This window comes from Micromonospora desertarenae (assembly GCF_056150265.1).
The window spans coordinates 63,605-89,429 of the sequence record NZ_JAXCFQ010000013.1; the positions used below are offsets into that span (position 1 = coordinate 63,605).

Annotated in this window: 23 protein-coding genes; 15 read left to right on the top strand and 8 right to left on the bottom strand. The window is 73.7% G+C overall.

Annotated features, from left to right (window positions below):
* Nucleotides 1-179 precede the first annotated feature (179 nt).
* The 3 genes from SM577_RS24360 to SM577_RS24370 all read right to left on the bottom strand — a co-directional run bounded on the left by SM577_RS24360 (nucleotide 180) and on the right by SM577_RS24370 (nucleotide 5,433).
* A complete protein-coding gene (locus SM577_RS24360; RefSeq protein ID WP_474588056.1) occupies nucleotides 180-3,104 on the bottom strand; it encodes a helix-turn-helix transcriptional regulator in 2,925 nt (974 codons plus the stop codon).
* A 687-nt stretch (nucleotides 3,105-3,791) separates the two neighbouring features.
* The gene (locus SM577_RS24365) at nucleotides 3,792-4,946 is read right to left on the bottom strand and encodes a P1 family peptidase (RefSeq protein WP_474588057.1); all 1,155 of its coding nucleotides are present in this window, start codon (nucleotides 4,944-4,946) and stop codon (nucleotides 3,792-3,794) included.
* A gap of 28 nt (nucleotides 4,947-4,974) precedes the next feature.
* A complete protein-coding gene (locus SM577_RS24370) occupies nucleotides 4,975-5,433 on the bottom strand; it encodes a hypothetical protein (RefSeq protein ID WP_302920026.1) in 459 nt (152 codons plus the stop codon).
* 183 nt (nucleotides 5,434-5,616) lie between these two features.
* On the opposite strand from SM577_RS24370, the gene SM577_RS24375 reads away from it, so the two are divergent.
* The 3 genes from SM577_RS24375 (at nucleotide 5,617) to SM577_RS24385 (ending at nucleotide 9,504) form a co-directional block, all read left to right on the top strand.
* Nucleotides 5,617-5,991 (top strand): PadR family transcriptional regulator, encoded by a 375-nt coding sequence (locus SM577_RS24375; protein ID WP_302920027.1) that lies wholly within the window; start codon nucleotides 5,617-5,619, stop codon nucleotides 5,989-5,991.
* A complete protein-coding gene (locus SM577_RS24380; RefSeq protein ID WP_474588058.1) occupies nucleotides 5,988-7,361 on the top strand; it encodes a permease prefix domain 1-containing protein in 1,374 nt (457 codons plus the stop codon). Before SM577_RS24375 ends, SM577_RS24380 begins: the two co-directional genes overlap by 4 nt.
* A 307-nt stretch (nucleotides 7,362-7,668) precedes the next feature.
* Nucleotides 7,669-9,504, top strand: coding sequence for an NHL repeat-containing protein (locus SM577_RS24385; RefSeq protein ID WP_302920029.1), 1,836 nt, complete (start codon nucleotides 7,669-7,671; stop codon nucleotides 9,502-9,504).
* Nucleotides 9,505-9,662: 158 nt separating this feature from the next.
* Here the strand turns inward: SM577_RS24385 and SM577_RS24390 are convergent, their stop codons facing one another.
* Nucleotides 9,663-10,160 carry a hemerythrin domain-containing protein gene (locus SM577_RS24390; RefSeq protein WP_302920030.1) on the bottom strand — a complete coding sequence of 166 codons (498 nt, stop codon included), beginning with the start codon at nucleotides 10,158-10,160 and terminating at the stop codon, nucleotides 9,663-9,665.
* 346 nt (nucleotides 10,161-10,506) lie between these two features.
* Here SM577_RS24390 and SM577_RS24395 point away from each other — a divergent pair, with 346 nt between their 5' ends.
* The 10 genes from SM577_RS24395 to SM577_RS24440 all read left to right on the top strand — a co-directional run bounded on the left by SM577_RS24395 (nucleotide 10,507) and on the right by SM577_RS24440 (nucleotide 21,164).
* Nucleotides 10,507-10,890, top strand: a complete 384-nt coding sequence (locus SM577_RS24395; protein WP_302920031.1) for a hypothetical protein — start codon at nucleotides 10,507-10,509, stop codon at nucleotides 10,888-10,890.
* Nucleotides 10,891-10,900: 10 nt separating this feature from the next.
* Entirely contained in the window at nucleotides 10,901-11,095 is a 195-nt protein-coding gene (locus SM577_RS24400; RefSeq protein WP_474581378.1) for a hypothetical protein, read from the top strand.
* Between the two features lie 78 nt (nucleotides 11,096-11,173).
* On the top strand, nucleotides 11,174-12,049 hold the full coding sequence (locus tag SM577_RS24405) for a hypothetical protein (RefSeq protein WP_474588059.1): 876 nt from the start codon (nucleotides 11,174-11,176) through the stop codon (nucleotides 12,047-12,049).
* A gap of 367 nt (nucleotides 12,050-12,416) precedes the next feature.
* Nucleotides 12,417-13,145, top strand: a complete 729-nt coding sequence (locus SM577_RS24410; protein ID WP_302920034.1) for a DUF1223 domain-containing protein — start codon at nucleotides 12,417-12,419, stop codon at nucleotides 13,143-13,145.
* Between the two features lie 301 nt (nucleotides 13,146-13,446).
* Nucleotides 13,447-13,914: a hypothetical protein gene (locus SM577_RS24415; RefSeq protein ID WP_302920426.1), complete on the top strand. Its 468-nt coding sequence runs from the start codon at nucleotides 13,447-13,449 to the stop codon at nucleotides 13,912-13,914.
* On the top strand, nucleotides 13,914-15,311 hold the full coding sequence (locus SM577_RS24420; protein WP_474588060.1) for a hypothetical protein: 1,398 nt from the start codon (nucleotides 13,914-13,916) through the stop codon (nucleotides 15,309-15,311). Before SM577_RS24415 ends, SM577_RS24420 begins: the two co-directional genes overlap by 1 nt.
* Nucleotides 15,308-16,630, top strand: coding sequence for a VWA domain-containing protein (locus SM577_RS24425; protein ID WP_474581374.1), 1,323 nt, complete (start codon nucleotides 15,308-15,310; stop codon nucleotides 16,628-16,630). Before SM577_RS24420 ends, SM577_RS24425 begins: the two co-directional genes overlap by 4 nt.
* Before the next feature lie 14 nt (nucleotides 16,631-16,644).
* Nucleotides 16,645-17,757, top strand: coding sequence for an ATP-binding protein (locus SM577_RS24430; RefSeq protein WP_302920037.1), 1,113 nt, complete (start codon nucleotides 16,645-16,647; stop codon nucleotides 17,755-17,757).
* Nucleotides 17,754-20,582: a DUF5682 family protein gene (locus SM577_RS24435; protein WP_474588061.1), complete on the top strand. Its 2,829-nt coding sequence runs from the start codon at nucleotides 17,754-17,756 to the stop codon at nucleotides 20,580-20,582. The genes SM577_RS24430 and SM577_RS24435 overlap by 4 nt, the downstream gene beginning before the upstream one ends.
* Before the next feature lie 222 nt (nucleotides 20,583-20,804).
* The gene (locus tag SM577_RS24440; RefSeq protein ID WP_302920039.1) at nucleotides 20,805-21,164 is read left to right on the top strand and encodes a hypothetical protein; all 360 of its coding nucleotides are present in this window, start codon (nucleotides 20,805-20,807) and stop codon (nucleotides 21,162-21,164) included.
* Nucleotides 21,165-21,301: 137 nt separating this feature from the next.
* Here SM577_RS24440 and pdxY read toward each other — a convergent pair whose 3' ends face one another.
* Entirely contained in the window at nucleotides 21,302-22,153 is an 852-nt protein-coding gene (pdxY, locus tag SM577_RS24445) for a pyridoxal kinase PdxY (RefSeq protein WP_302920040.1), read from the bottom strand.
* A gap of 198 nt (nucleotides 22,154-22,351) precedes the next feature.
* On the opposite strand from pdxY, the gene SM577_RS24450 reads away from it, so the two are divergent.
* Nucleotides 22,352-22,909: a mycothiol transferase gene (locus SM577_RS24450; RefSeq protein ID WP_302920041.1), complete on the top strand. Its 558-nt coding sequence runs from the start codon at nucleotides 22,352-22,354 to the stop codon at nucleotides 22,907-22,909.
* Between the two features lie 20 nt (nucleotides 22,910-22,929).
* On the opposite strand, the gene SM577_RS24455 is transcribed toward SM577_RS24450, so the two are convergent.
* Nucleotides 22,930-23,736: a class I SAM-dependent methyltransferase gene (locus SM577_RS24455; protein ID WP_302920042.1), complete on the bottom strand. Its 807-nt coding sequence runs from the start codon at nucleotides 23,734-23,736 to the stop codon at nucleotides 22,930-22,932.
* A 169-nt stretch (nucleotides 23,737-23,905) separates the two neighbouring features.
* Between SM577_RS24455 and SM577_RS24460 the strand changes: the two genes are divergently transcribed.
* Nucleotides 23,906-24,268 carry an ADP-ribosylation/crystallin J1 gene (locus SM577_RS24460; RefSeq protein ID WP_474581371.1) on the top strand — a complete coding sequence of 121 codons (363 nt, stop codon included), beginning with the start codon at nucleotides 23,906-23,908 and terminating at the stop codon, nucleotides 24,266-24,268.
* 41 nt (nucleotides 24,269-24,309) lie between these two features.
* Here SM577_RS24460 and SM577_RS24465 read toward each other — a convergent pair whose 3' ends face one another.
* Both SM577_RS24465 and SM577_RS24470 read right to left on the bottom strand, forming a co-directional pair.
* Nucleotides 24,310-24,900: a hypothetical protein gene (locus SM577_RS24465; RefSeq protein ID WP_302920044.1), complete on the bottom strand. Its 591-nt coding sequence runs from the start codon at nucleotides 24,898-24,900 to the stop codon at nucleotides 24,310-24,312.
* Between the two features lie 311 nt (nucleotides 24,901-25,211).
* Nucleotides 25,212-25,763 carry a DUF5872 domain-containing protein gene (locus SM577_RS24470; protein WP_302920045.1) on the bottom strand — a complete coding sequence of 184 codons (552 nt, stop codon included), beginning with the start codon at nucleotides 25,761-25,763 and terminating at the stop codon, nucleotides 25,212-25,214.
* Between the last annotated feature and the right edge of the window lie 62 nt (nucleotides 25,764-25,825).

The following is a 25,825-nucleotide window of genomic DNA, read 5'->3' on the forward strand; positions in this document are numbered from 1 at the left end:
CTTCGCACGACGGGCCGGCTCGGCGGGGACACCGGCCGGTTCGGGCGTCGGCGGATCGGTGGGCAGCATGGGGAAAAGTGTGGGATCGGCCCCGCCGCCGGCTCGATTGGTCAAACGCGGTATTTAAATCCGTCGCTCGCTCGGGCGCTGTTTCGTCGTGACCGGCGAGCTCGACGAATTTATTCGTCGCCCGCCGGCGGCCGGCCCTGCTCGACCAGACCCAGCTCCACGACCCGGATCGCGAGGGCCGTCCGCGACGTCACGCGCAGCTTCCGCATGGCGGACTTCAGCTGGCTGGCCACCGTCTGCGTCGACACCACCAGCGCGTCGGCGATCTGCCGGTTGGTCCGGCCGCCCACCAGCAGGCGAGCCACCTCCAGCTCACGCGGGGAGAGCTGGTTGCCGTAACCCGGCCGGCCACGCCCGCGTGCCACCGGGGCGCCCCACCCGTGCTCGTGCAGGAACCGGACCACCCGCTCGGCGTCGTTGTGCGCGCCGAGTGCCGACAACGCCCGCGAGACCTCGGAGAGCATCGTCAGGCCGGCGTCGCGCCGGCCGGCGGCGACCAGGCAGCGGGCCTGGTGCTCCCGGGCCAGCAGGGCGTCGTACGGGCGCGGCATGGCCTGCCACGCGGCTGCCGCCCGGGCGTAGAGCGCCGCGGCGCGGGCCGGCTGACCGCCGGCTTCGGCCAGGATCGCCCGGCACCCCACCAGGGACGCCTGCGGCGCCGGGGCGTCCTTGTCGCCGACGGCCCGCGCGAACGCGGCCGCCAGGTCGGTGGCGTGACCGAGCCGGCCGGCGACCGCCAGCGCCGCCACGCGTACCGGGGCGATCTCGGTGGCCCGGGGCCAGATACCACTGCGGATGGCGATGTCGGCCGGCTCCTCGGTGATCCGCAGCGCCTCGTCGACGTCACCGTCGCGCAGGTAGAGCTGTGCCAGCGCGGCGGCGGCCTCGATGCGTTGCTGGTCGTCGCCCCCGGCGAAGCGCAGCCGCTGTTCGGCTTCCGCCCGTTCTCCGGCGGCGAGCTGCATCAGCCCCGCCACGAGGGCGGCCTCGCACCGGTCCTTGTGCCGTACCCCGTCGTCGTCGCCGACCAGCGCCGCCGCCCGGTCGGCCAGCCCGTCCCAGGCGCCCGTGAACCAGTCCAGGTGGGTCCGGGTCGAGGCGATGCTGCCGAGGTGGCCGAGGAACTGGTGGCTGTCGGCGAGGGCCAGCGCCCTGGCCAGCCGCGCCCTGGCCTCCTCGTACCGGCCCCACCGCATCGCCGCCTCGGCGACGTTCGTCTGGCCGATCGCCAGCAGCGCCGCCTCCCGCGGGCTGGCGGTGTCGTCCGGAATCCGCCGGGCCTCGGTCCACCCGGCCTCCTCACCGAGCATGAGCAGCGCGAATGCGCGTTCCAGGAACAGCCGCAGCCGTTCGTGGGGCGCGATCGACGGCGCCACGGCGGGCGCCTCGTAGAGCCACCGCAGGTGCTCGGCGGCCGGCCGCGCGTCGCCCAGGGGTATGGCGAGGAAGATCCGGGCCCGCGCCGCCTCCAGCGAGTCCGGCGAGAGGTACGGCAGCGCCTCCGCGATCTCGAGCCGGCCCGCCTCCATGGCGCCGGCCACCATCAGCACCCGGCCGAGCTGGAAGCGGACCAGCGCCTGCTGTTCCGGCGTCAGCGCCCGGGCCCGCAGGGCGGTCCGCAGCGATTCGATGACCTTCGAGTACGGGTCGGCACCGGGCAGGGACTGGAACTGGATCTTCGTGACGAGCCGCACCAGCGGCTCGGCGGGCAGCGCCACCGTGGTCACCAGGTTGTGCAGCAGCAGGGCCGAGGTGGCCACGTCACCGGACTGCGTGGACAGGTCGGCCGCCTGCTCGGTGTACCCGCACGCCGCCTCGACCTCGCCGGCCTCCCGGAAGTGCCGGGCCAGCTGCGCTACCGGCGGCACCGCCGACTCCGCCAGCGCCCGCCCCGCGCGCAGGTGCAGGACCCGCCGCTCCTGGACCGGGATGGCCTCGTAGACGGCCCGGCACGCCAGCGAGTGCCGGAACGACCACTGCCCGCGCCCGTCCTCGCGCAGCAGGCCGCAGCCCAGCGCCTCGGCCACCTGGGCACCGGCCCGGGCGTCGGGCAGCCCGGTCACCGCGTGCAGGATCGCGTAGTCGGCCGGATCGGCGAGCACCGCGGCCGCGTAGAGGACGCAGCGGGTGTCGGGGCGCAGCCGCCCGACGCGTTCCAGCACGGCGTCGCGGATGGTGGGCGGCACCTCGATGTGGTCCAGCCGGCGGCGGGCCCACGCACCGTCCTGGCGGATCAGGTCGGCCCGGTCGTGCATCAACCGCACCGACTCCTCCACCGCCAGCGGTACGCCCTCGGTGCGGGTGTGCAGGAAGGCCGCGAACTCGGCCGAGACGTGCTCGTCGGCGAGCATCGAGGAGACGATCGCGGCGGTCTCGTCGACCCCCAGTGGCTTCAGTGTCAGCCTGACCAGGTGCGCGTCGGCCGGCAACCGGGAGGAGAGCCGCAACAGCAGCGAATCCGGCGGCAACTCTTCCGGCCGGTAGGTGAGCACCACGCTCACCGGCTGCGGTCGGCGGGAGACGAGGAACAGCAGGAACTCCAGGGTCGCCTCGTCGGCCCAGTGCACGTCCTCCAGGGCCAGCACCGCCACGTCCAGCCGGCTGAGCAACTCGACGAAGGCCCGGAACAGCCGGTGCCGGGCCGCTGTCGCGTCCTCCAGCGGCTCCGGCGCCGGCGGCAGGTCGGCGGCCCACTCGGGGAACAGCGGGCGCAGCGCGCCGGCCAGGCCGCTGAGCCGCAGCCCGGACACGCTGCCGACGCCCTCGCGCACCGCGTCCACCACCGCGCCGAGCGTGTACGGCTCGCGCAGCGGCGGGCAGGCCCCGACCAGCGCGCGCCGCCCACGCGGCCCGGCGCGCCCGTCCGGCCGGCGCGGCTCGGGGCGGGTCCGCTCGGCCGAGGAAGCCAGGAACTCCCGCAGCAGCCGGGTCTTGCCGATGCCGGCCTCCCCGTCGAGCAGCACCACCGCCGGCGGCCGGTCGAGCGCCTCACCGAGCGTGGCGAGTTCGCGGTCCCGCCCGACGAACCGCGGCACGGAAAGCGTTGGAAGTTTGACGACGTCGATGTCGGCCCGCCTCATCAACGCCCGCCCCCTCCCGGTCGATCACCGGTTCGGGGCGATTCTCGCGCGATGGTCGGGTTGATGTCCAACAATTCCTATGCGGTCCACTTGGTGAGACTCAGCGGATCTGTCACCCGTCGCCGACGCGCACATATTCGGATATGACGCGCAAATAACTTGACTTTTACCCTTTCCCCGGCGGGCGGTGCATCCATTGTGGATGCAGTATGCGGGACTGCGGTTCTCGGCCGACACCCGCGTCGCCGGCGGCCGGCGGCCACGCCGTCGGCGGGCTCACCGATCGGGAGCAGCCGTGGCGGCGAGGACCGACCGAGAAGCGGCGACAAATGTCGCAGCCCTCCGTTCCTCCGCTCCCATTAGCGGTATTCGTCGCGGCGACCGGCGCCAGCGGTACCGCCCGCCGCGACCGTGCTAATCGGCAGCGACAATACCGGCGCCCGCGGCCGGCGGAGATCGGTGAGGCACTCGGCGAGAACTCCGGCCGGGCTCGTTCCTCGTCGACTCCAGCGCCCGCCCCCGGTTCCCGGCCGGGTGCCGCGTGCTCCTCGGCGGTGGCGCCCGCGACGACGACCGCGGCGCACGGGCTACGGGATCGCGCATCCGCGGCGGCCGGGCGTGCCGCCGTGGTGCCGGCCCGGATCAGGCGGGCGCGGCCAGCCGGCCCGCCGCCGACAGCCGGCGGACCACCTCCCGGTGCGGGACGGCGTGGCTGGTGCGACCGCCGACACCGGTGGTGGTGACGGCGGCGAAGAGCGAGTTGAGCAGGGCCTCCTCGACGGAGTCCATTACGGCGGCGAAGACCGGGTTGATCTCTGCGTCGGGGATCGGCGGCTGGTCGGGCGGGGCCGTGCTGACCGCGATCGCGTAGTCGCCACTGCCGTTGCTGTACCCCGCGCCGACCCGGCCCATCGCGAAGACCGCCCGCCGGGCGAGCCGGCCGAGCTGCCGGGCGTCCAGCGGCACGTCGGTGGCCACCACGATCATGCACGAGTTGCCGGGTGGTTCGGTCCGGTCGGCGTCCGGGACCAACTCCTCCACCGGCAGCGGGACGCCGAGCACGGTCAGCACTCCACCGAAGTTGGCCTGGACGAGGGCGCCGACGGTCGCCGGGCGGCCGGCCACCCGGACCGCCCGGGACGAGGTGCCGATGCCGGCCTTGTAGCCGAGCGCCGTGGTGCCGGCGCCGGCCCCGACGCAGCCCTCGGCGGGCGGGCCGGCGGACGCTTCGGTGACGGCCGCCAGCACGTGTTCCACACCGACCGGGCGGCGGCGGATGTCCGACAGGTGCCCGTCGTTGGTCTCGCCGACCAGGGGGTTGAACGACAGCCCGTCCGGCCGGCGGTCCATCAGGTAGCCGAGCAGGGCGTCGGCGGCCCGGAACACCGACAGCGTGGCGGTCAGGACGATCGGCGACTCCAGGACGCCGAACTCGTCCACCTGGGTGGAGCCGACGAGCTTCCCGTGGCCGTTGCCGGTGTGGACAGCGGCCGGCAGGGTCCACCGCCCGGGGCCGAGCTGGCTCGGTACGACGGCGGTGACACCGGTGTGCAGGCCGGCCCCGTCGTCGATGGTGCGGTGCCCGACCAGGATCCCGGCGACGTCGGTGATCGCGTTGTGCGGCCCGGTGGGCAGCGCTCCGACGACGACGCCCAGGTCGCGGGCCCGGCGGCTCGGCTGGCTCATGATGCTCCCGTCGTCGTGGTGACCGTGCGCCGATGCGCACCGGCGGACGCCCTCCCGGCCGTCGACGGAGGCCACGTCGGCTCCCGCCTCCCGGTGGGAGGGCACCCGCACGCCGGCAGGGTCCCGGTTTCCCGGTGGCTCAGCCGCAGTTGCCCCAGCTGTACCGGCCGGCGCCCTGCCAGCTGGTGAAGTACAGCACCTCACCCTCGTACATCACGCACGTGTCCCGGGCCGAGCGCTGGATCGCGGCGTAGTACTTGAAGTTCCCGGAGTCCCGGACCCAGGAGCCGCCCTCCACCCGGATGCCGGCGCGAACCCCGGTCGTCGAACCGACGGCCACCCGCTTGAGGGTGGCGACGCAGTTGTACCCGCTGGCGCTGTTGTACATCAGGTAGACGTCGCCCACCTTGGTGCCGTCCGACGCGTAGATCGACCGGTGGCCGTCACTGGCGTAGGCCCAGGAGCCACCGAAGTCGTTGTTGCAGGCCTGTGCCGCGGTGAACGGGTTCGTCGCGGCCTGCGCCGGCGACGCGAGCGTCACCGCCGCGACGGTCGCGGCGAGAATCGAGATGGCCAGTCGACGCGCTGGTCCACGCACACGTTCCTCCAGATGCTCCGGCGCTCAAGATCGCGCATGTGAGCCGCCATGATCCCACAGTGGAGGCCGGCCAGGATCAGGGGTGAGCCGGTAGCGGTCGGAAGGCGTCCGAACTCGTTGCGCCCGGACGATACCTAGAACTACTATGCATCAGAGTTCTAGGGTTTGGTGCGGGGAGGTCTCGTGCGGGTCACCAAGGATCTCGTCGCCGCCTCGGCGACGCCGATGGTGCTGGGCATCCTGGCCGAGGGCGAGAGCTACGGCTACGCCATCCTGCGACGCATCAACGAACTCTCCGGTGGCGAACTGGACTGGACCGAGGGACTGCTCTACCCACTGCTGCACCGGCTGGAGCGCCTCGGGCACGTCGAGTCGAGCTGGCAGTCCGTCGCCGGGGAGCGACGGCGCAAGTACTACCGCATCACCAGGAGCGGCCTGGCCGAGCTCGCCGAGCAACGCCGCCAGTGGGACACCGTCGTGGGCGCGCTCAAGCAGGTCTGGCGCGGCTCCGGTGAGATCCGGCCGTTCACCGCGATCCCGCTGGAGGGCCCGGCATGACAGCCATGGACGGCCAGAGCGGACTGGAGGCCCAGTTCGCCCAGTGGCGGCAGCACGTGGAACGCCGCTCGGAGCTGCAACGGTCCGACGCCGACGAACTCGAGGACCACCTCCGGGGCTCGGTCGACGAGCTGATGGCCATCGGCCTTCGGCCCGACGAGGCGTTTCTGGTCGCCGTCAAGCGCATGGGCAGCCTGAACGACCTGTCCCGCGAGTTCGCCCGGGAGCACTCGGAGCGGCTCTGGAAACAACTGGTGCTGACCGGCGGGACGGACGGTCCGGTGGTGACCGCCCGGGGCCGGCGCGACTTGCTCGCGGTGGTCGTCTGCGCGGCGGGCGCGGCGGCCTCCGTCAAGGTCCCGGAGCTGTTCGGGATGAGCTTCGAGCGCGACGGCGCCTTCTACGCGACCAACCTCAGCCTGTTCACCCTGCCCTGGCTGGCGGCGTTCCTGGCCTGGCGCCGGCACGCCAGCAGGGCGCTGATCGGGGCGCTGGTCGCGCTCTTCGCGGTCGGCGCGGTGGCGGCCAACGCCTATTCCCTCGCGGAGGACTCCCAGTCGGTGGTCCTGACCGGCATCCACCTCCCCATCGCGCTCTGGCTCGTGGTCGGACTGGCGTACGTGGCCGACGACCCGCGCTCGTCACGCCGACGGATGGACTTCATCCGGTTCACCGGCGAGTGCTTCATCTACTACGTCCTCATCGCCCTCGGCGGCGGGGTGCTGACCGCTTTCGTGTTCGGCACCTTCGAGGCCATCGGGATCTCGCCGGAGGGCTTCGTCTCGCGGTGGCTGCTGCCCTGCGGCGCGGCCGCCGCGGTGGTGGTGGCCGGTTGGCTCGTCGAGGCCAAGCAGAGCGTGGTCGAGAACATCGCCCCGGTGCTGACGCGGCTGTTCACCCCGCTGTTCACCGCCGTGCTGCTGGCCTTCCTCGCCGCCCTCGGCGGCAGCGGGACCGGCATCAACGTGGAGCGGGAAGCGCTGATCCTGTTCAACCTCCTGCTGGTCGTGGTGCTGGGGTTGCTGCTCTACTCGATCTCCGCCCGCGACCCGCTGGCCCCACCCGGCCTCTTCGACAAGCTGCAGTTCGCCCTCGTGGTCAGCGCCCTGGTCATCGACGTGCTGGTGCTACTGGAGATCACCGGGCGCATCACCGAGTACGGCACCACGCCCAACAAGGCGGCGGCCCTCGGCGAGAACGTCATCCTGCTGGTCAATCTCGCCTGGTCCGCGTGGCTGGTGCTGGGCTTCGTCCGGCGCCGCACCCCGTTCTCGGCGATCGAACGCTGGCAGACCGGCTACCTGCCGGTGTACGCCGTCTGGGCCTGGGTGGTGGTCCTGCTCTTCCCGCCGTTGTTCGGCTTCCGCTGACCGGCCGGAGCCGGCCGCCCCGGAAAGCCCGCGCACGGCCCGTGGGGGCGGTGCGCGGACGGCCGTCCGTCGGCCGTGGACCGTTGACGACGGTATCCGCCTGCTCTAGGGTCCTCCGATAACGGTCCTGGCCGTAATATTCACAGCTACGGGCGTCCTCAGGACCGACCAGTCGGAAGGATGCACGATGTCGGGAAGTCTCTCGCGACGAGCCGTCCTCGCCGGTATCGGCGCAGTAACGGCAGGAGCCGTATTCCCCCGGGCGGCCCACGCCGCAGCCGCTGACGACCTCGCCGACCCGCTCCGCGTGGCGATCAGCGACCTCGGCCCGGCCTCCCGGGTACTCAACTTCGGCAACGGCGTCCGGGTCGGCAACGAGATCTGGTTCGCCACCCGCCAGATCCTGCCCACCCGGGTCGCCGCGTACGACCTGACCGAGCGCCGGATCACCAAGACCGCGCTCATTCCCGGCGTGCCCGGCATCTGGGGCATCGACGCTGTCGGCACGGACGTCTTCGTCTCCTCGTACTCCCCCGGCCTGCTGTTCCGGGTGGACACCCGCACCCTCGACGTGACCCAGGTGCTCGACCTCCGCGAGGAGGTCGGCTGGACCACCAAGGCCTCGCCCGACGGCAAGGTCTTCGTCGGCACCTACCCCTCCGCCCGACTCTGGGAGTACGACCCGGCGACCGGCCGCGCCACCGACCACGGCCGGATGGACCCCGACGAGACCTACGTCCGCGACCTGGTGGCCACCGACACCACCGTCTACTGCGGCATCGGCTCCCACGCCGGGCTGGTCGCCTACGACCGGGCCAGCGGCACCCGGACCGACATCCTCCCGGCCGAACTGCGCGACCGCACCTTCGGGGCGGTCTGTCACCTGGCCGGCGACCACCTCGTGGTGGGCATCTCGCCCACCGCCGAGGTCCTGGTGGTCGACACCCGGGACCACAGCCGCCACCAGATCCTCAAGACCCCGAACGACTCGTTCGTGGTCGGCATCACCAGCCGGGGTGACGAGATCTTCTACACCACCCGCCCGAGCGGGTCGCTCTACCGCTTCCGGCTCGGCGACAGCGCGCCGACGCTGGTCGGGGTGCCGGTGGCGGAGGCGTCGAACGTGCGGCTCGGTTTCCTCGACGACGGCCGGCTCTGGGCCGTGCAGGGCGCCGGCGGGATCCTCTACGACCTGGACACCCGCGCCACCGAGGCGCTGGACATGAGTTCCCCGGACCTCGCCCCGACCCCGGAGCGGCCGATGTCGCTCTGCCACGCCGGGGACCGGATCGTCGTCGGGGGCACGCTCGGCGTGCAGGTCGTCTCCACCGAGGTCGACCCCGCCTTCCCCAGCTACCGGGTGCCCTTCGGCGGTGAGGCCAAGGACATGGAGGCGTACGGCGGCGTCGTGCACATGGGCGTCTACACCCTGGCCCGCTACCTCACCCTGCCCACCGGCGGCCGGGAGGTGACCGAGGTGGCGCGGGTCGACGCGGGCCAGGAGCAGACCCGGCCCACGTCGTTGACCGTCGACCCGCGCCGGGGCCTGGTGCTGATGTCCACCGAGCCGGATTACGGCCGCTGGGAGGGCGCCCTCAACATCTGGGACGGCCAGCGGTTCCGCAGCTGGCGGGGGATCCTGCCGGACCAGACCGTGCAGGCCGTCTGCCCCGACCCGCACGGCGTGTTCCTGGGCGGCAGCATCATCAACGGCTACGGCACCACCCCGACGACCAGCCGGGCGAAACTCGGCTACTTCGACTACCGCACCGAGCGGCTGGCCTGGCTCGTCGAGCCGACCGCGGCGGGGGTGATCGTCGACCTCAAGCTGATCGGCCGGGTGCTGGTCGGCGTGACCCGTGACGGCGAGCTGTTCGCCCTGGATCCGCGCACCCGGGAGGTGCTCTGGCGGGTCGACGTCGGCACGGTCGGCGGGAAGCTGGCGGTGATCGACGACCGGATCTTCGGCACCGACGGGGGCCGGCTGTGGACGGTCCGGGTCAGCCGCCGGGAGCCGACGCCGAGCGTGCTCGCCGAAGGGCTCAACCAGAACTGGTTCGGCGCCCCGGAGGTGGTCACCGACGGCGTGCGCAGCCTCTTCACCACCCGGGGCGTCAACCTGATCCGGGTCGATCTGGGCTGACCGGGGGATCGGTGCCCCGGGTGCGCCGCAGGACAGGGGTGTGGCGCGCCCGGGGCCCGCTCTTTCCCGTACGCCGGGACGCCTCGCCGTCACTCGCGCGGCCGCCGGTGCGGCCGGGGCCGCCGCGCGTCAGCCCGCGGGCGGCGGCCGGGAAGCCCTCAGGCCCGCACCGCGTCGATGGCCTTCTTCAGCGCGCGGGGAGCGGTCGGCTTGCGGGGCGCGTTCTTCATCATGTCGGCCAGCCGCGCACCGAGCGCCTGCAACTGGTCAGCGCCGACACCGGCCCGAAGCTTGGGGAACCACTCCTGTTCCTCCTCCTCGATGTGGTGGGTGACCACCTCGATCAGGACCATGGTCTTGGCTTCGAAGTGCTCGTCGTCGGGGCTCATCATGGCGAGTTCGAAGCTGAGCACATCGGCGACGTGGTGCTCCTCGTAGGACTCCAGCACCGTCTCGTTGAGGTCGGGCAGCAGCCGGCGCGCCTCGGGGTACACGCACTCGTTCTCGACGTAGGTGTGCACGGTCAGGGCCTCGATGATCTGGTTGACCACCTGGCCGCGCCTGCGCGTGTCGGATCCGGCGTCCTGGAATTCCTGGAACAACCCGCGGATCTTGCGGTGATCCTCGACGAGCAGGTCGATGGCGTCGGTCGGCATGAGGCTCCCTCGGGCGACTGTCCTGGCGTCTCAGAGCCTAGGACGGGCCGGGCCCGCCGCGCCGAGGTATCGATGACTCCGGATGCCCGCGCGGCGACCCCGAACCAACCGTGCCGGACGGTGGAGCCCGGACGGCGGACGCACCAGGGCGGACGGCCGGGGCGGGCGCGAACCGGGCCGGCGGCCCGGGGTGGATCCGCCGTGGGCATTCCGCGCCCCCCGACGACGGATGCCGGCGACTGCCGCGAACACGTCAGGAGATGGTGATTTGCCGACGCGTGCTGCACTGTGGAGGTTCCCCGGCGTCGAGCGTCGGCGGTCGGGCAACCGCGGGGCGGAGGGTGCGATGGACAGCCGTGCGAGGCGGAGAATCCGGTGGGGGGCGGTCGTCGCGGCGGTGGTCGGCCTCGCCGGCCTGTCCGTCGGGGCCGTCGAGCTCACGCGGGTCTTCCTGGGCCAGCCGCTGGACGTCCAGGCGAACACCGCCGACGTGGTGAGCATGGTCGTGGCGGTGGTCGCCCTCGCCGTCGGCGTGGTCGGCGTCGTCCTCACCGGCCGGCAGCTCCGGCAGCGGCCGCCCGAGTCCGGGGAGTCCCGCACCGTCCCGCAGACGCAGATCATCAGCGCCAGCGCACCCGGCGCCGCCGCGTACGGGGCGATGAACGGCGACGTGATCCACCACCAGTTGCCGCCTCGCCGCTCCGGCGACGCCACCGGCCCGGAAGCGTGAGGCGGAGCCGGTGACGCGGGCGGGCGCTCTGGACGACCCGGCCGCCACCCCGGCGCCGCGGCAGGAGGTCCACGCGGACGGCGCAGCGTTCCGGGCGACCGCCGACGTCGCCCGGGCCTCGGTGGCGGCCGCGTGGTGGCGGACCGGCGCGCTCGTGCACACCGTCCTGCGCCCCGGACTGGTGAACGACCGCTGGCGCGGCTGACCTCTGCCCCGTTCGAGGCAGGCCCGACCCGGTGCGGTCGACGCGCGGGCGAACGGGGCGCCCCGGTGCATAGGATCGGTGGATGCCACCGCCACCTGGGCCAGCCCGTTGACGGGCCGCGACGAGCCGGCCCGCCCTGGCCTGGCACCCGGTGCCCGCTCACCGGCGGGCACCCTGTTCGCGGCCCTGTACGGCGAGCTGACTCGCCATCCCTGGCGCGACCCGGACAGCGCGCTGGATCCGTACTTCCTGTTCCACGAGCGGTCGCTCGCCATGGGGTGGCTCGACGGCGCGGCGGCCGGGGACACCGGCGACCGGGCTCTCCGGGCGGCTGGCCTGTGGGGCATGAACGACGCCGGGGAGGATCACCCGCTCGCCGCACCCGGGGCGTCCCTGGTCGCGTGGTTCCAGGTGGGCGCCGAACCGGTGCCCGGTGACCGTCCGCTGCCGGTGCAGCCGTTCCTGCGCTGCGCCGGCGACGCGGTGGCGCGGATCGGCGCCCTGAGGTTGCGGGCGGTGCAGGTGTTGCTGCCCGTCCAGGGCCTGACCACCGCGGCGCGTCCGGAGCCCGCGTTGATGCCGTCGCTGCTCAGCGCCGGCTGGTTCCGCGACGCTGATCCGCGGTCGAGGACGCGGGTGCGGGTCACGCTGGACAGCGGCCAGGCACCGTCCATCCCCTCGGCGGCGCCGCGGATGCGGGAGTGGCTGGGCCGGCTGGACCAGGACGTGTTCCGGTGCGAGTCGTTGTCGCTGGCCGACCACGACCCGCTGACCCGGCGGCCCCCGTTCGACGACGGCTTCTGGAACGGCCCGTCCCGGCACCGGGCGACCTTCCACGGGACGCTCGCCGAGTGGTCGCTGGACGCGCTCGGCTGGCTGGGCGCGTTCCTCGCCGACCTGAGCGCCCGGCAGGGGATCGGCACTCCGCTGCTGCTCACCGCCAGCCGGTCATGACCGCCGGCGCCCGGTGCGCCGGCACCGCCCCGGCGCACCGCCCGGGTCGGCATCGCGCAGGGACGAGCCGCCGCAGCTCGGCCGAGAACCAGTCGACGGCCAGCGCCACGCTCCGGTCGTCCGATTCCTGGCCGCCCTTCGACCGAGCCGACCGGTATCCGGCCGGGAACGCCGGAACGGCCCGTTCGTCGCGGTCAGCGAGCGACGACGGGCCGTCCGGAGTCGGACCGCGGGAAGCGAACGGTCGCGCGGGTCAGAGGTCGTCGGGCCGGGCACCACCGACCTCCGCGGCAAGCGGGGTCAGGCATGGTCGCGGTCGTAACGGGAATCGGGGTGCCGCGACCGGCACGGACGGAGGAGGCGGCCCATGACGGACCCATCGCGCACCGGGTCGGACGACGCCCGCGCGGACGGCGGCTTCGCCGTCGTGGAGCTGTTCACCTCGCAGGGCTGCTCGAGCTGTCCACCGGCCGAGGAGGTGCTGACCGACATCGAGCGCGACGCCCGGGAGCGGGCACTACCGGTCTTCGCCCTCGGCTTCCACGTCGACTACTGGGACTACCTCGGCTGGCCCGACCCGTTCGCCGACGCGGCGTACACCAGGCGGCAGGAGGCGTACGCCCGGGCCCTCGGCTCCGGACGGCTGTACACCCCGCAGATGGTCGTCAACGGCACCGTCGAGTTCGTCGGGTCCGACCGACGGCGGGCGGCGGACGCGATCGCGTCCGCCCTGACGGCGGCGCCCGGCGCGCCGCTCGTACTGTCGGTCGAGGACTCCCCCGACGGCGGCCGGGTGGTGGTGGACTACCAGACCCCCGGCACCGCGGAGCCGGCGGTGCTGAACGTGGCGGTGGTGGAGCGCGGCCTGGCGAGCGACGTCGCCCGGGGTGAGAACGCCGGACGGACGCTGCGGCAGGACAACGTGGTACGCGCCTTCCGGTCGGCCCGGCTCGACAGCGAGCGGGGACGGGTGGAGCTGGCGGTGCCGCCCGACCTCGACCGCCGGCAGGCGTCGGTAATCGGCTACCTCCAGCACGACGGCGACCGGGCAGTCGTCGCCGCCGCGGCCGTGGAGGTGTCCGCGCCGGCCCGATGAGCGTCACGGCGGGCAACCTCCGCGCCTGACGGGGTACGCCCCGGGGTGGCCGCGCTCCCCGCGACGCGCTCCCGATCGCCGGGCCCGGCGGGTCCGGTGCCGGCGGCCGAGTACGACCGACCGCCGCCCCGCACCGCACGGGACCGGCGGTGGCGGCGTTGTCGTACCGATGGTCCATGATCCCTGTCGTCACAGCGGCACGGATGTGGGCCGGCGTGGGCAGCATCGTGCCCGCAGCCGGTCTCCGGCGGGGAGGTCGGAGATGACGGAGGCGGTCGAAGCCTCGTGGCGACGACGAAGCGTGCTGCGGGTGGTGCCACCCGCCCGGGCGCGCAAGCTGGCCAAGGTGCCCTTCGTCGAGTTGGCCGACGGGCGCCTGCAGGGCGTGGTGTCCAGCGGTTCCGACATCGAGCGGGTGTACGTCTCGTCGGTGGCCGCCGGCACCCACGCGTACCACTGCAGCACCAACAACAACCGGCCCTGCGGCGGGCTGCGGGGCAACCCCTGCAAGCACCTGCACGCGCTGGCCGACGAGGCGATCATCCAGTACGGCGTCGAGCCGGTCGCCCGCTACCTGCGGGTGGACGTCGGTGACGGGGTGGACACCGGCGCGGAGCTGTTCGCCCGGATGGATCCCCGGCACGAGCCGAGCCCGGCGGCGGTGGTGTTCAGCCGCTTCCTGCACCACCTGGCCTACCTGGAGGTGCCGGAGAGCACCGCGCCGCTGCCCGAGTTGCAGTGGTTCCCGGCGAGCGCGGCGGTGGGCTGATGCTGGCGCACCAGGTGACCCGGCTGCGCACCGACGTGCCGGCGGGGCTGACCGAGGCCCTCGACGTGGTCGCCGGCTTCGACGCCGTGCTGACCCGGGGCTTCGCCCGGATCGGCGAGGAGGACGCCGCCGCGCTGGCGGCGCTGGCCGACGCGGTGGCCGGCACCCCGCTCGGTGCGCGGGTGGCGGAGGCGGTCGGCAAGGTGACCGCCGGCTCGGTGGCCGAGGAGCACCTCGCCGTGCTGGCCGGGGCGCGGTCGGCCCTGCTGGGCGCGGCGCACGACGCCCTGCTCGGGCAGCTCGACGGGGTACTCGGGCGGGACCGGTCACCGTGGCCCGGAGCGGCCGCCGGCGCGACGGAGGTCTCCCCCGCCCGGCTGGCGGCGCGGGCCTGGCTGCACGAGGTGGCGCTCACCGGTTGGCGCGGCGTCGACCACGAGCTGGTCTCGGGTGCCGCGGCGCCGGTGGAAGCCGCGCTGGCCGAGCCCGGGTCGCGTCGGCTCGCCGTGCTGCTCGACGGTCTCGCCGCCGAGCTGCGGGCGTGCGTACCGGTGGCGGCGATGCCGCAGGCGCCGGTCCGGCGCTGGGCCGACCTGTGGGCGCGCGGCATGCTGCTCACCCAGGGCGCGCCGGCCGGGCCGGCGGCGGACGTCGAGCTGGTCTCCGGGCGGTTGCTGCCGCTCGGCGTGGACGTCCACGAGCACGACACCGCCGTACAGGTGGGGCTGCACGCCGTGCTCGAACCGGCCGGCGGCGGGACGCCACGACTGGTCCGGGCCACGGTGGGCGCCGCGAAGGTGGCCACCATCGTCGGGCCGGCGATCTGGCGGCTCTTCCCGGGCCAGCCCACGCTGCTGCGGGCGCTGGCCGGGCGGCGGGCCGTGACGGTCACCGACCTGCCGCTGCACGGCGGCGACCTGCGCTGGGACGACACGCGGGCCGAGTTGGGCGAGCCGACCGACCCGTTCGCGACCGCGCGGGTACTGCTCGCGTCGGCGACCGCTGCGTCGACGCCGCCGCTGGACCGCCACCCGGCCGCGATCGCCGAACCGGTGCTGGTCGAGGGCGCCGCGGTGCGCGACGACGGCGGGCTCGTCCTCGATCTCGACGGCGAGCGGGTCCCGGTGACCGTGGACCGGCTGCCGGCCAGCGGCCCGCTCACCCGGGACCGGGTCGCCGCCGCGACGGCCTGCCTCGGCCTGCTGCGCTGGGACGACGGCCGCTGGCTCCTGCAACCCCTCGGCGTGCGGTTCACCAGCAAGCGGCAGGTGGCCGAGGCGCACAACGGCGACTGGGCGGACGGGGTCACCGACCCGAAGATCGCGAAGGCCGAGGCGAAGGCGGGTGACGCCGTGGCGGTGCTGCGCGAGCGCGCGGGACGGTTGCTGCGCCGATGACAGAGCTTGAGCGCAACGACGAGAACCGCCGCCAGGTCCTCTACTGGCGGCTGCTGGCCCGGCTGTTCAGCCCCGACGAGCAGCCCGGTCTGGAGTCGGCGAGCATGGCCGTCGTCGAGGATCTCGGCCTGCCGGCCGCGCTGCTCGACCCGGCGGTCTCCGTCGACACGGTGGTCCAGCGCTTCCCGGCGCTCGCCGACGAGCTGCGCGGCCTGCTCACGGGCGGCGGCGAGCCCGCCGCCGGCCCCGCCGAGCCCGGCCCGGCCGAGGTACGCCGGGCGGCGCTGGTGTCGAAGCTGCTGCTCAACGTCTTCGCCACCGGCTCCGGGTCGGTCAGCGCCGGCCAGCTCGCCCGTTGGCAGTCCGACGCCGGCTGGTTCGAGCAGGCGCTCGGCGCGGCGCCCGGTGAACTGCGCCGGCAGGGCGGCGAGCTGGGCACCGCGCTCGCCGGGTTGGAGGGCGACCTGGTCCGGCGGATGCACCTGCGGGAGGTGCTGGCCGACCCGAAGCTGGCGAGCAAGCTCACCCCCAGCATGTCGCTGATCGAGCAGCTGCTGCGGGACAAGGCGAACCTGTCCGGGGTGGCGCTGGCCAACGCGAAGGCGCTGATCCGCCGCTACGTCGACGAGGTCGCCGAGGTGCTGCGGACCCAGGTGGAGCAGACCAGCGTCGGCACCGTCGACCGCTCGGTGCCGCCGAAGCGGGTGTTCCGCAACCTCGACCTGGACCGCACCATCTGGCAGAACCTGACCAACTGGAGCCCGGAGGACCAGCGGCTCTACGTCGACCGGCTCTACTACCGGCAGACCGCCCGCCGCACCACCCCGGCCCGGCTCATCGTGGTGGTGGACCAGTCCGGGTCGATGGTCGACTCGATGGTCAACTGCACCATCCTGGCGTCCATCTTCGCCGGGCTGCCCAAGGTGGACGTGCACCTGATCGCGTACGACACCCGGGCGCTGGACCTGACCCCGTGGGTGCACGACCCGTTCGAGGTGCTGCTGCGCACCAATCTCGGCGGCGGCAACGACGGGCCGGTCGCGATGGCGATGGCCCGGCCGAAGATCGTCGAGCCGAAGAACACCGTGCTGGTGTGGATCTCGGACTTCTACGAGTTCGGACGGTCGCAGCCGCTGTTCGACGGGATCGAGGCCGTGCACCGCTCCGGGGTGCGGTTCATCCCGGTCGGCTCGGTGAACAGCTCCGGGCAGCAGAGCGTCAACCCCTGGTTCCGGCAGCGCTTCAAGGACCTGGGCACCCCGGTCATCTCCGGCCACATCCGCAAACTCGTCTTCGAGCTCAAGAGCTTCCTCACCTAGGAGACCAACCCCTCATGTCCGACATGCTGCGTGCCCCCGCCGAGGTCAAGTACGCCGACGAGCTCGACTGGCTGGAGTCGGTCGACACCGGCCCGAAGCCGTTCTCGTGGCGGCTGAGCCCGCGGATGGTGCGACTGTTCGTCCTCGGCTCGGAACGGGCCGACGGCCTCGACCGGGAGATCCCGCAGAAGTGGTTCGGCGACCGCAGCTTCGTCGAGCGCGCCATCGTCACCCTCGCCTCCGACCGGGGGCTGCTGCTGATCGGCGACCCGGGCACCGGCAAGAGCTGGCTGGCCGAGCTGCTGGCCGCCGCGATCTGCCGCAACTCCACGCTGGTCGTGCAGGGCACCGCCGGCACCACCGAGGACCACATCAAGTACTCGTGGAACGTGTCAATGGTCATCGCCCGGGGCCAGTCCCGCGAGTCGATGATCCCGTCGCCGATCATGACCGCGATGGAGCAGGGTGTCGTCGGCCGCTTCGAGGAGCTGACCCGGTCCACCAGCGACGTGCAGGACGCGCTGATCTCGATCCTGTCCGAGAAGTACATCTCCATTCCGGAGCTGGACCGGGACAACATCGTCTTCGCCAAGCCCGGCTTCTCGATCATCGCCACCGCGAACAGCCGGGACCGGGGCGTCAACGACCTGTCCTCGGCGCTGAAGCGGCGGTTCAACTTCGTCCGGATCCCGGTGGTGACCAACAAGCGCAGCGAGGCGGAGATCGTCCGGTTCCGTACCGAGGAGCTGCTGCGCCGGCACCACATCGACCTGGACGTGCCGCCCACCCTGCTGGACATCCTGCTGCAGAGCTTCGCCGACCTGCGGGCCGCGGCCGCCTCGGCGACCAGCGACGACGAGAAGCTGGAGTCGGCGCTGTCCACCGCCGAGCAGATCGGGGTGCTGGAGGACGCCATCCTGCACAGCCAGTTCTTCGGCGACCGTGCCCTGCGCCCGGAGATCCTCGCCGGATCGCTGATGGGCTCCCTCGCCCGGCGCAGCCCGGAGGACCTGGCCATCCTCAACAAGTACCTGCACGGGGTCGTGGAACCGCGGGCCAAGCAGGACGGCGGCGACTGGGCGGGCTTCCTCGACGGCGGCCGCCAGGCGATCGCGTCGCTGTCGTGACCGCACCCACCGACGCCGGCCTGTTCGGCGCGCTGCGCGAGCGGCTCGCCGACGCGGCCGCCGCCTTCGCCGACTCCCCCGACGCGCTGGCCGGCATCCTGGCCGGCATGGTCGACGACGTCGACCGGGCCCTCGGCGAGCGGCTGGAGATCTTCCCGGTGTGCCACCACTCACCGGCCTCCGCGCTGGCGATGCTCCGGCGGCTGCGGGCCAAGCAGCCGAAGGTCGTCTACCTGGAGCTGTGCGAGGATCTCCAGCCGCTGCTGACCGAGCTGCGCAACTGCCGCCTCCCGGTGGCCGTGCAGGCGTTCGCCACCGAGCTGGCGGACTTCCCCGCCGAGTGGGCCCCGCTCAGCGTCGTCGCCCCGATCACCGAGGCGTCCGCGGAATACCAGGCCATCGCGTACGCCCTGGACACCCCCGGGGTGGAGCTGGTGCTGGTGGACCGCTCCACCGACCACGTCTTCCAGTGGACGCCCCGCCCGGGGGAGGCGGGCTCCACCCCGGCGGGGCCGCCGGGCGAGGCGACGGTGGGCGCGGAGCCGGCCGAGGAGGCGGCGCTGCACGGCGACGCGGTCGGCGTGGAGATCGGCGACCTGCGGCCCCGGTTCGCGGAGCTGGAGGCGTACCTGCTGCACCACGGCAAGGTGCGGCACTGGTCGGAGTGGTGGGACCAGTACGTCGAGCGCCCGCTGGCCACCGCCGACCACGACACCTACCGGCAGGTGATGGTGCTCATCGGCAGCCTCTTCCGGCGGCTGCGGCCCACCGCCGCGGACCGGCTGGACCGCGACGAGGACCGGGAACGCTACATGTGGACCCGGATCCGGCAGCACCTGGCCGCGTCCGGCGCCGACCCGGCCGACTGCCTCTACGTGTGCGGTGCGTTCCACGCGGCGAGCCGGGTCGAGCAGTTCGGCCTCGACTCGACCGCGCCGGACTTCGCGATCAGCCCGCGCACCGCCACCAGGTGGCGGTACGGCCTGATCCCGTCCAGCCACTCCGCGATCGAGGCGCAGTTCGGCCTGGCCCCCGGCTCGGTCTCGATCGCCGCGGCGGCCTGGACGACGGCGCTGAGCCGCGGCGGCCTGGTCCCGTTCCGGCTCGACGGCCAGCAGGGCGGCACGAAGCGCAGCCGCCGCGGGCGGGCGGCGGTAGCCCCGGCGCCCGCCACACCGGTCGCCGACCGGCTCACCGGCTTCCTGGCCGCGCCCCCGGTGCTGGACGAGCTGGACGAGGCGGAGCTGCGCGGCTGGTGCGTCGACATCGTCCGGCTGGCCCGGCGCAACGGCTACCTGGCCAGCACCGCCGACGCGATCGCCGTGTTCGAGACCTCGATCCTGCTCGCCGGGCTGCGCAACCGGGCCCGGCCCACCCCGTACGACTTCGCCGACGCCGCGGTCACCTGCATCGAGAAGGACGTCGTGCCGGGCCGCCGGGACGTCCGGCGGCTCTGCGAGATCCTGCTCGGCGGCGACCGGATCGGGCAGGTCGGCTACGACTCGCTGCCCCCGCTGGCCCGCGACGTGCTCGACCGCCTCCGCCCCCTCGGGCTGGACCTGGAGAAGCGGACCGTGCAGCGGGCCCTGCTCGACCTGCGCGCGGACCCGGCGCTGCCGGCCTGCTCGGACCTGCTCTGGATGCTGCGGCACCTGCTGCCCGCCGACGCGGTCCGCCCGATCATGGGCGAGCGGCGGTTGGGCCACCGGTCGCCGCAGGAGAGCTGGGACCTGGCGCTGGGGCGTCACCAGCGCGCGCTCATCGAGCTGGGCTACGAGGGCGTCACCGTCGAACAGGTTCTCGAGCAGCGGCTGCGCCGCTGCGTCCGAGGGCCCGACGCGACCGCCGCCACCGCGCTCGCCGCCGTCGAGGACGCCATCCGGCTGCTCGACAGTCCGCGCCTGGTCGACGAGCTGGGCGCGCGGGCCGTGGAGCTGCTCTCCGCCGAACGCACCGTGGACGACGCCCCCGAGGTGCTGCGGCGCATCCGCCGGCTGCTGGCCCACCACCGGACCACCGCGGCGCGGCTGCCGGCCTGGTGCGAGGCGTTCGTGACCACCGGGTACGCGCACTACTGCACGCTGCTGCCGACCGCGTTCGTGGACGAGGCGACCGGGGTCCGGCAGGTCGGCGCGATGCTGGGCTTCCTGTTCGGGATGGAGAGCCTCGCGCTGTCGCTGGGCTGCGACCGGTCCCAGCTGGAGCTGGCGGTCGCCCAGTCCCATCCGGAGGCGCCGGCGAAGGTCGCGCTGCTCTGGGCGTCCCGCCACCAGCTCGGCCTGCTGCCGCTGGCCGAGCTGCGGGACCGCTGCGCCGAGCTGCTGGCGAACCCACTGGTGGTGCCGGCGTTCCCGCAGTACCTGTCCGGCTTCGTGCACGCGCTGGAGCCGGCGCCGGGGCTGGCGCCGTTCGTGGTCGAGACGATGTCGACGGCGTTCGCCCGGCTGCCGGATCCGGTGCTGCTGCCCTGGCTGCCCACCCTGATCACCACGTTGCGGGACCAGGGGCCGGACCTGGTGCCCCGGCTGGTCCGCGAGGCCGAACGCACCTTCCCCGGCGGCCTGGCCGCGCTGGACGCCTGGGTGCCGCCGTGGCGGGCCGCCGGCCAGCCGGCGCCGGCCGTACGGTCGGCCCCGACCGGCCCGGCGACCGCGCTGCTCGTCGGGCACCCGGAGGCGGTGGACGCGGTGGCCGCGCTGCTCGGCTGCGCCGACGGGTGGCGGCAGGATGCCGCGCCGGCCGCCGGGCCCGCGGCGGCGCTGGTGGCCGCACACCCGGCCGCGGCCGACGCCGTCGCCGGGCTGCTGACGGGGGCGTCGGGGTGACCGCCGGCGGTTGCCGGCCCGCCGGCGACCGCTCCGGCGAGCCGGACGGCACCGCCCCGTCGACGCCGCGCGGGCGGTCGGCGGGTCACTATCGCGACCGGCGACAGAGCCACTCCCATCGATGAAGAATTTCGACAGATGATGTTCTTACCTTGAAACTCCTTTTCTCAGCCGGCTACCCTCCGGGAAGTGATCCACCATCCACCTTGGAGGTATCGGACCATGCGCAAGCTGATGTCGGCGGTTGGGGCGGGGGCCATGCTGACGGCCGGGCTGTTCGTCGGCGCCGCACCCGCACAGGCCGCCACCTGCACCCTGGTGCAGTCCGAGATCTACAACGGGGCGAACATCATCGCCTGGTCGCGCGGCCTGCAGGGCTGCGCCGGCGACGTCTACTGGGAGGTCCACTCGGCCGACAGCGGCACCTGGCAGGTCGCGGACAGCGGCACCACGTACTACGACAACCAGGTCACCAGCTACTACGGCGACCTCGACCTGCCGTGCTACCTGCGGGTCTACGCGAAGTTCGGCGCCCAGGAGAAGCTGACCAACCCGGTGCGCAACTACAACTGCGCTCCCTGAGCCGGGACGCCGGGCGGGACGGCGTCCCGCCCGGCCCCACCGCGCGAGCGCGAAGCGACCACCAGCCCGCCGCCGCCCCTCGGCCGGCTCCCCGCGGCGAGTGCGACCAGCCCCCGGGGCGACGCCGGCCGGTCGGGTCAGCGCAGCCGCCGGGCGGCGAACCTCGCCGGCGGGTCGGCGATCGCGTCCTGGGCCGCGATCAGCTGGATCTCCCGGGTGCCCGCCGCGAGGGTGGCCTCGAGGACGGCGAAGACCGAGGCGATGGTGCGTTCCAGGGCCGTCGCGGGCGAGCCCGTCGTCCACAGGTGCGCGAGGTAGAGCGCCGCGGTGACGTCGCCGCCACCGTTCGGGCTGATCGGCAGCAACGGCGTGGTCACCGCCCAGGCGCCCTCGTCCGAGACGGCCACCACCTCCAGCGAGCCGTCCGGCACGTCGTCGTGGATCACGCTGGTGACCAGCACGTGCCGCGGCCCCGTCCCGCGTACCACGTCGACCGCCGCCAGCACACCGGTCAGCGAGTTCGTGGCCCCGCCGGCGAGGAAGTCCAGCTCGAAGTGGTTCGGGGTGATGATGTCCGCCCGCGGGACGACGACGTCGCGCAGGTACTCCGGGATGCCCGGCCGGACGAACATCCCCCGGCCGGCGTCGCCCATCACCGGATCGCAGCAGTAGACCGCGTCCGGGTTGGCCGCCTTGACCGTGTCCACCGCGTCGAGGATCACCGCGCCCATCGCCGGGTCGCCCTGGTAGCCCGAGAGCACCGCGTCGGCGCTGCCGAGGACCCCGCGGTCGCCGATGCCGGCGATCACCTCGGCGACGTCGGCCGGGGCCAGCAACGGCCCGCGCCACGCGCCGTACCCGGTGTGGTTGGAGAAGTGGACCGTCAGCACCGGCCAGACCTCGTGCCCGAGCCGCTGGAGCGGGAAGGCGGCCGCCGAGTTGCCGACGTGGCCGTAGGCGACCGACGACTGGATAGACAGGATCTTCACCGGCTCATCATGACGGTTCCCGCCGGTGCCGCACCGCGCGGACCCGGCCGGCGGGTCCCGCCGATCCCGGCCACCGCGCCGACCCGGCAGGGAGACGGCGCTGGTCTCCGGCGAGGGCCCATACCGTTCCGGACCGGGTGACCGGCGCACCGGAAGCTGACCCCTCCCGGTGTCGGCCCCGGTGCCTATGCTCCGGTCATGACTGAGACGACCGCACGGTCTCGCCCGGCAGCGGACCGCACCGAGGTGGAGTCCCTGCTGTCCGTGCTCGACCGCAACCGGCGGACCTTCGCCTGGAAGACCTGGGGTCTGGACGAGCGGGGTCTGCGGGCCACCACGGCCGCCAGCACGATGACGCTCGGTGGCCTGGTCAAGCACATGGCGTTGGTCGAGGCCGACTGGCTGGCCGTCAAGCTCGCCGGCCGCGAGTACGGCGCCCCGTGGGACGCGGTGGATTTCGACGCCGACCCGGACTGGGAATGGCGCACGGGGGCCGTCGACGCGCCCGGGGACGTCTACCGGGTGTGGCGGGACGCCGTGGAACGGTCCCGACAACTGGTCGCCGAGGTGGTCGCGGAGCGCGGGCTCGCCGGGCCGGCCGCCTTCACCTGGCCGAACGGGCGCACCCCCACCGTGCGCGACATGCTCCTCGACATGATCGAGGAGTACGCCCGGCACACCGGCCACGCCGACCTGCTGCGCGAGGCCGTGGACGGCCGGGTGGGCGAGGGCGCACCCGAGGACTTCACCTTGTAGGCCGCCGCGGCGCCGCGGGGTCAGCCGACGCGTCGGGCGATCTGGAGCAGGTTCAGGTAGTGCTTGCGCACCGTCGCGGACGGGCGGGCGGCGATCAGGTCCCGGATCGCCGTGAACAGGGTCTCCCGCTGCCGGGGCGAGGCGGCGATGTGCCCGGAGTAGGTGGAGAGCAGGGTCAGGTACTCCTCGGCGGTGTAGTCCTGGCTCCAGACGTAGCGGTGCACGATCGGCTGCGCGAAGAAGCCGCTGCCGCCGATCGCCGCCACGTCCGGGGCCGGGATCGCCTCGGGCGGCTTCGGGCCGTCCTGCCCGTCGCCCATGCCCACCTCGTCGTAGATCCGCTGGACGTGCCGGAAGAAGTCGTCGCCGCCCGGTGGCGACACGTGCTCGGTCGCCACGATCGCCAGGTGACCGCCCGGACGCAGCAGCTCGGCGGCGCGGCGGTAGGCGACCCGCGGGTCCAGCCAGTGCCACGACGTCGCGGCGAAGACGAGGTCGAACGGCTCCCGGGCACCCGCCGCCCACCGCTCGAAGGGCGACACCACGACCTCGACGTCACCACGGCCGGCGAGCACGCGGCGTGCCACCGCGGCCAGTTCCCGCCCCGGCTCCAGCGTCACCACCCGCCAGCCGCGCCCGAGCAACCCACGGGTGGCCTGGCCGGTGCCCGTGCCGACCTCCAGCACCCGGGCTCCGGCGGTTCGCAGCCCCGTCGACGCCGCCAGATCGGCGAACAACCGCTCCGGATAGCCCGGGCGGGCCCGCTCGTACAGCTCCGCGGCCGAGTCGAACGTCCTGGCCAGCCCCGCGTACGGCTCCGATGTCATCGGGTCAGTATCCGGGTGCACCGACACGCGGCGAACCTCCGCACGCTCGGCCAGCGGCCCGGGCCCACGGGCCGCCGCGGGCCGCGACCGGAGCGGCAGACGGACGAAATCCGCTGGTCCGCGCCGCGAGCCGGCCGGTACGGTGCCTCGACCGAGGAGGGAGCGCGTGGTGACGGAGACGATGACGCTGTGGCGGCCGACCGGCCCGCAGGAGCTCGACCTCGTCCGCGCCTCGGGGTGGACGGCGTGGCCGCCGCGCCTGCCCGACCAGCCGATCTTCTACCCCGTCCTCAACGAGCAGTACGCGATCATGATCGCCCGGGACTGGAACGTGCCCGCCTCCGGCGTCGGCTACGTCACCCGGTTCCACGTCGACCGCGCGTTCGCCGCCCGCTACCCCGTCCGGCAGGCGGGCGGACGGGACATCCTGGAACTGTGGGTGCCGGCCGAGGAGCTGGACGAGTTCAACCGGCACATCGTCGGGCCGATCGAGGTGGTCCACGAGTTCCGGCCGGTCGAGCCGACGGGCTGACCGGCCGACTGATCGCCGGGCCGGCCCCACCCGAGCCGAGGTCAGTCCGGCAGCAGCCGCCGGAGCACTCCCCTGCCGGTCGCGCCCATCCGGTACGACTGCACCAGGTACGAGCCGCAGGCGATGTTCGCCCCGGCGAGCACCGGCACCACGTACTGGGTCAGCCGCTGCCGCCGCTGCCAGCGGGCGATCTCCGACGGCGTCCGCGACGTCGGTATCGTCGCGTCGCGCACCTCGACGGTGTCGCCGCGTCGATGCGCCTCCTCGGCGAGCCGGCCGATCCGACTTCCGCAGTAGGCGGCGTAGGCGCTGGCGGCGGCGCCCGCTACGGCCAGCCCGGCCTTCACCGCCCCCACCGTCCCGAAACCCTTCTGCAACGCCATCCGCCGCCCACCCACCCGGGCCAGTTGGGCGCCGGCGAGCAGGGTCGCGCCGATGCCGAGCCACTGAACGGGCCCGAACCGTCCCCACGCCGATTCGGCGACCCGGATGCGGTCGATGCCGTCCCGCAGGTCGCTGCCCGACTTGTTGACTCCGGCGACGCCCATCACGGTCCCGCCGAACCAGAGGGCGGACCCGATGTCGTGCACCGCCTGGGCGACGGCGTGGTTGTCGGTGGCGGTCAGCGGCATCTCCAGCTCCTCGACGACGAACGTGTCCGGTTTTCTAACATTGGTGCTCTTGTTCCGATTGAAGCACCTTCGCCACCCGCGCCCGGGCCACTTCCCCGGACGGTCGACCCACCTTCGGGCGGCCGAACCGAAGCGGGTGCGACCACCGGGGCGAGCGGCGGCGCCGTCGCCCGGATCTCCGACGGAGCGACCGCTGGGGCCGCCGCGATGCGGGCAACTCCGCCGCCCCACGTCCAGGGCGAGCAACGGCGCGACCTTCCCCAGCCGGTCCCGGGGTCGCGCGTGTGGAGCGCACTCGACGCGCAGGTGAGTCAGCGGCGCGCGAGTTCCGTCTCCAGTCGCTGGAGGAGCGTCTTACGGGCCCTACCGTCCCGTTCGCGGCGCAGCGCGTTCCGGAGCTGGCCCGTGTCGAGGGTGCGGACGAGCTTGGCCGCCTCGGCGACCGTCATCTCCGACAGCCGCGCGGCCGCCGAGGCGTTCCTGCGTGCGCGGCTGGCCGGGCCGGTGTTCGCGACGAACTGTCTGCCGGACTTCGACTCCCGGCGCTTCTTGGCGTCGGTGGCGCGCTTCTCCGCGTCGGAGAGCTGCTCCCACGCCTGCTTGGGCAGGTAACGACTCGTCTCGCCGCCGCGGCGCGCCCGGGTGCCGCCCTCCTTCGTCTGCCACTTCTCGTTGCCCCAGCGCTGCAGCGACTTCTGCCGTTCGTCCTTCGGGCCGAGGTAGCCCCCGCCTCGCCGCTGGTACTCCTTGGTGAGCAGCTGCGACTTGCGGGCGGACCACTGACCCGGCCGGCCGCCCCGGTCGGATGCCTGGATCTCTTCCTTGATCTGCTCCCTGAGTTCGGGCTTGGTGTACCGCGCCATGCCGGCCGGTTACCCGGGGCACGCCGGCACATACCTCCACGACGCGCGGCCCCGGGACATTC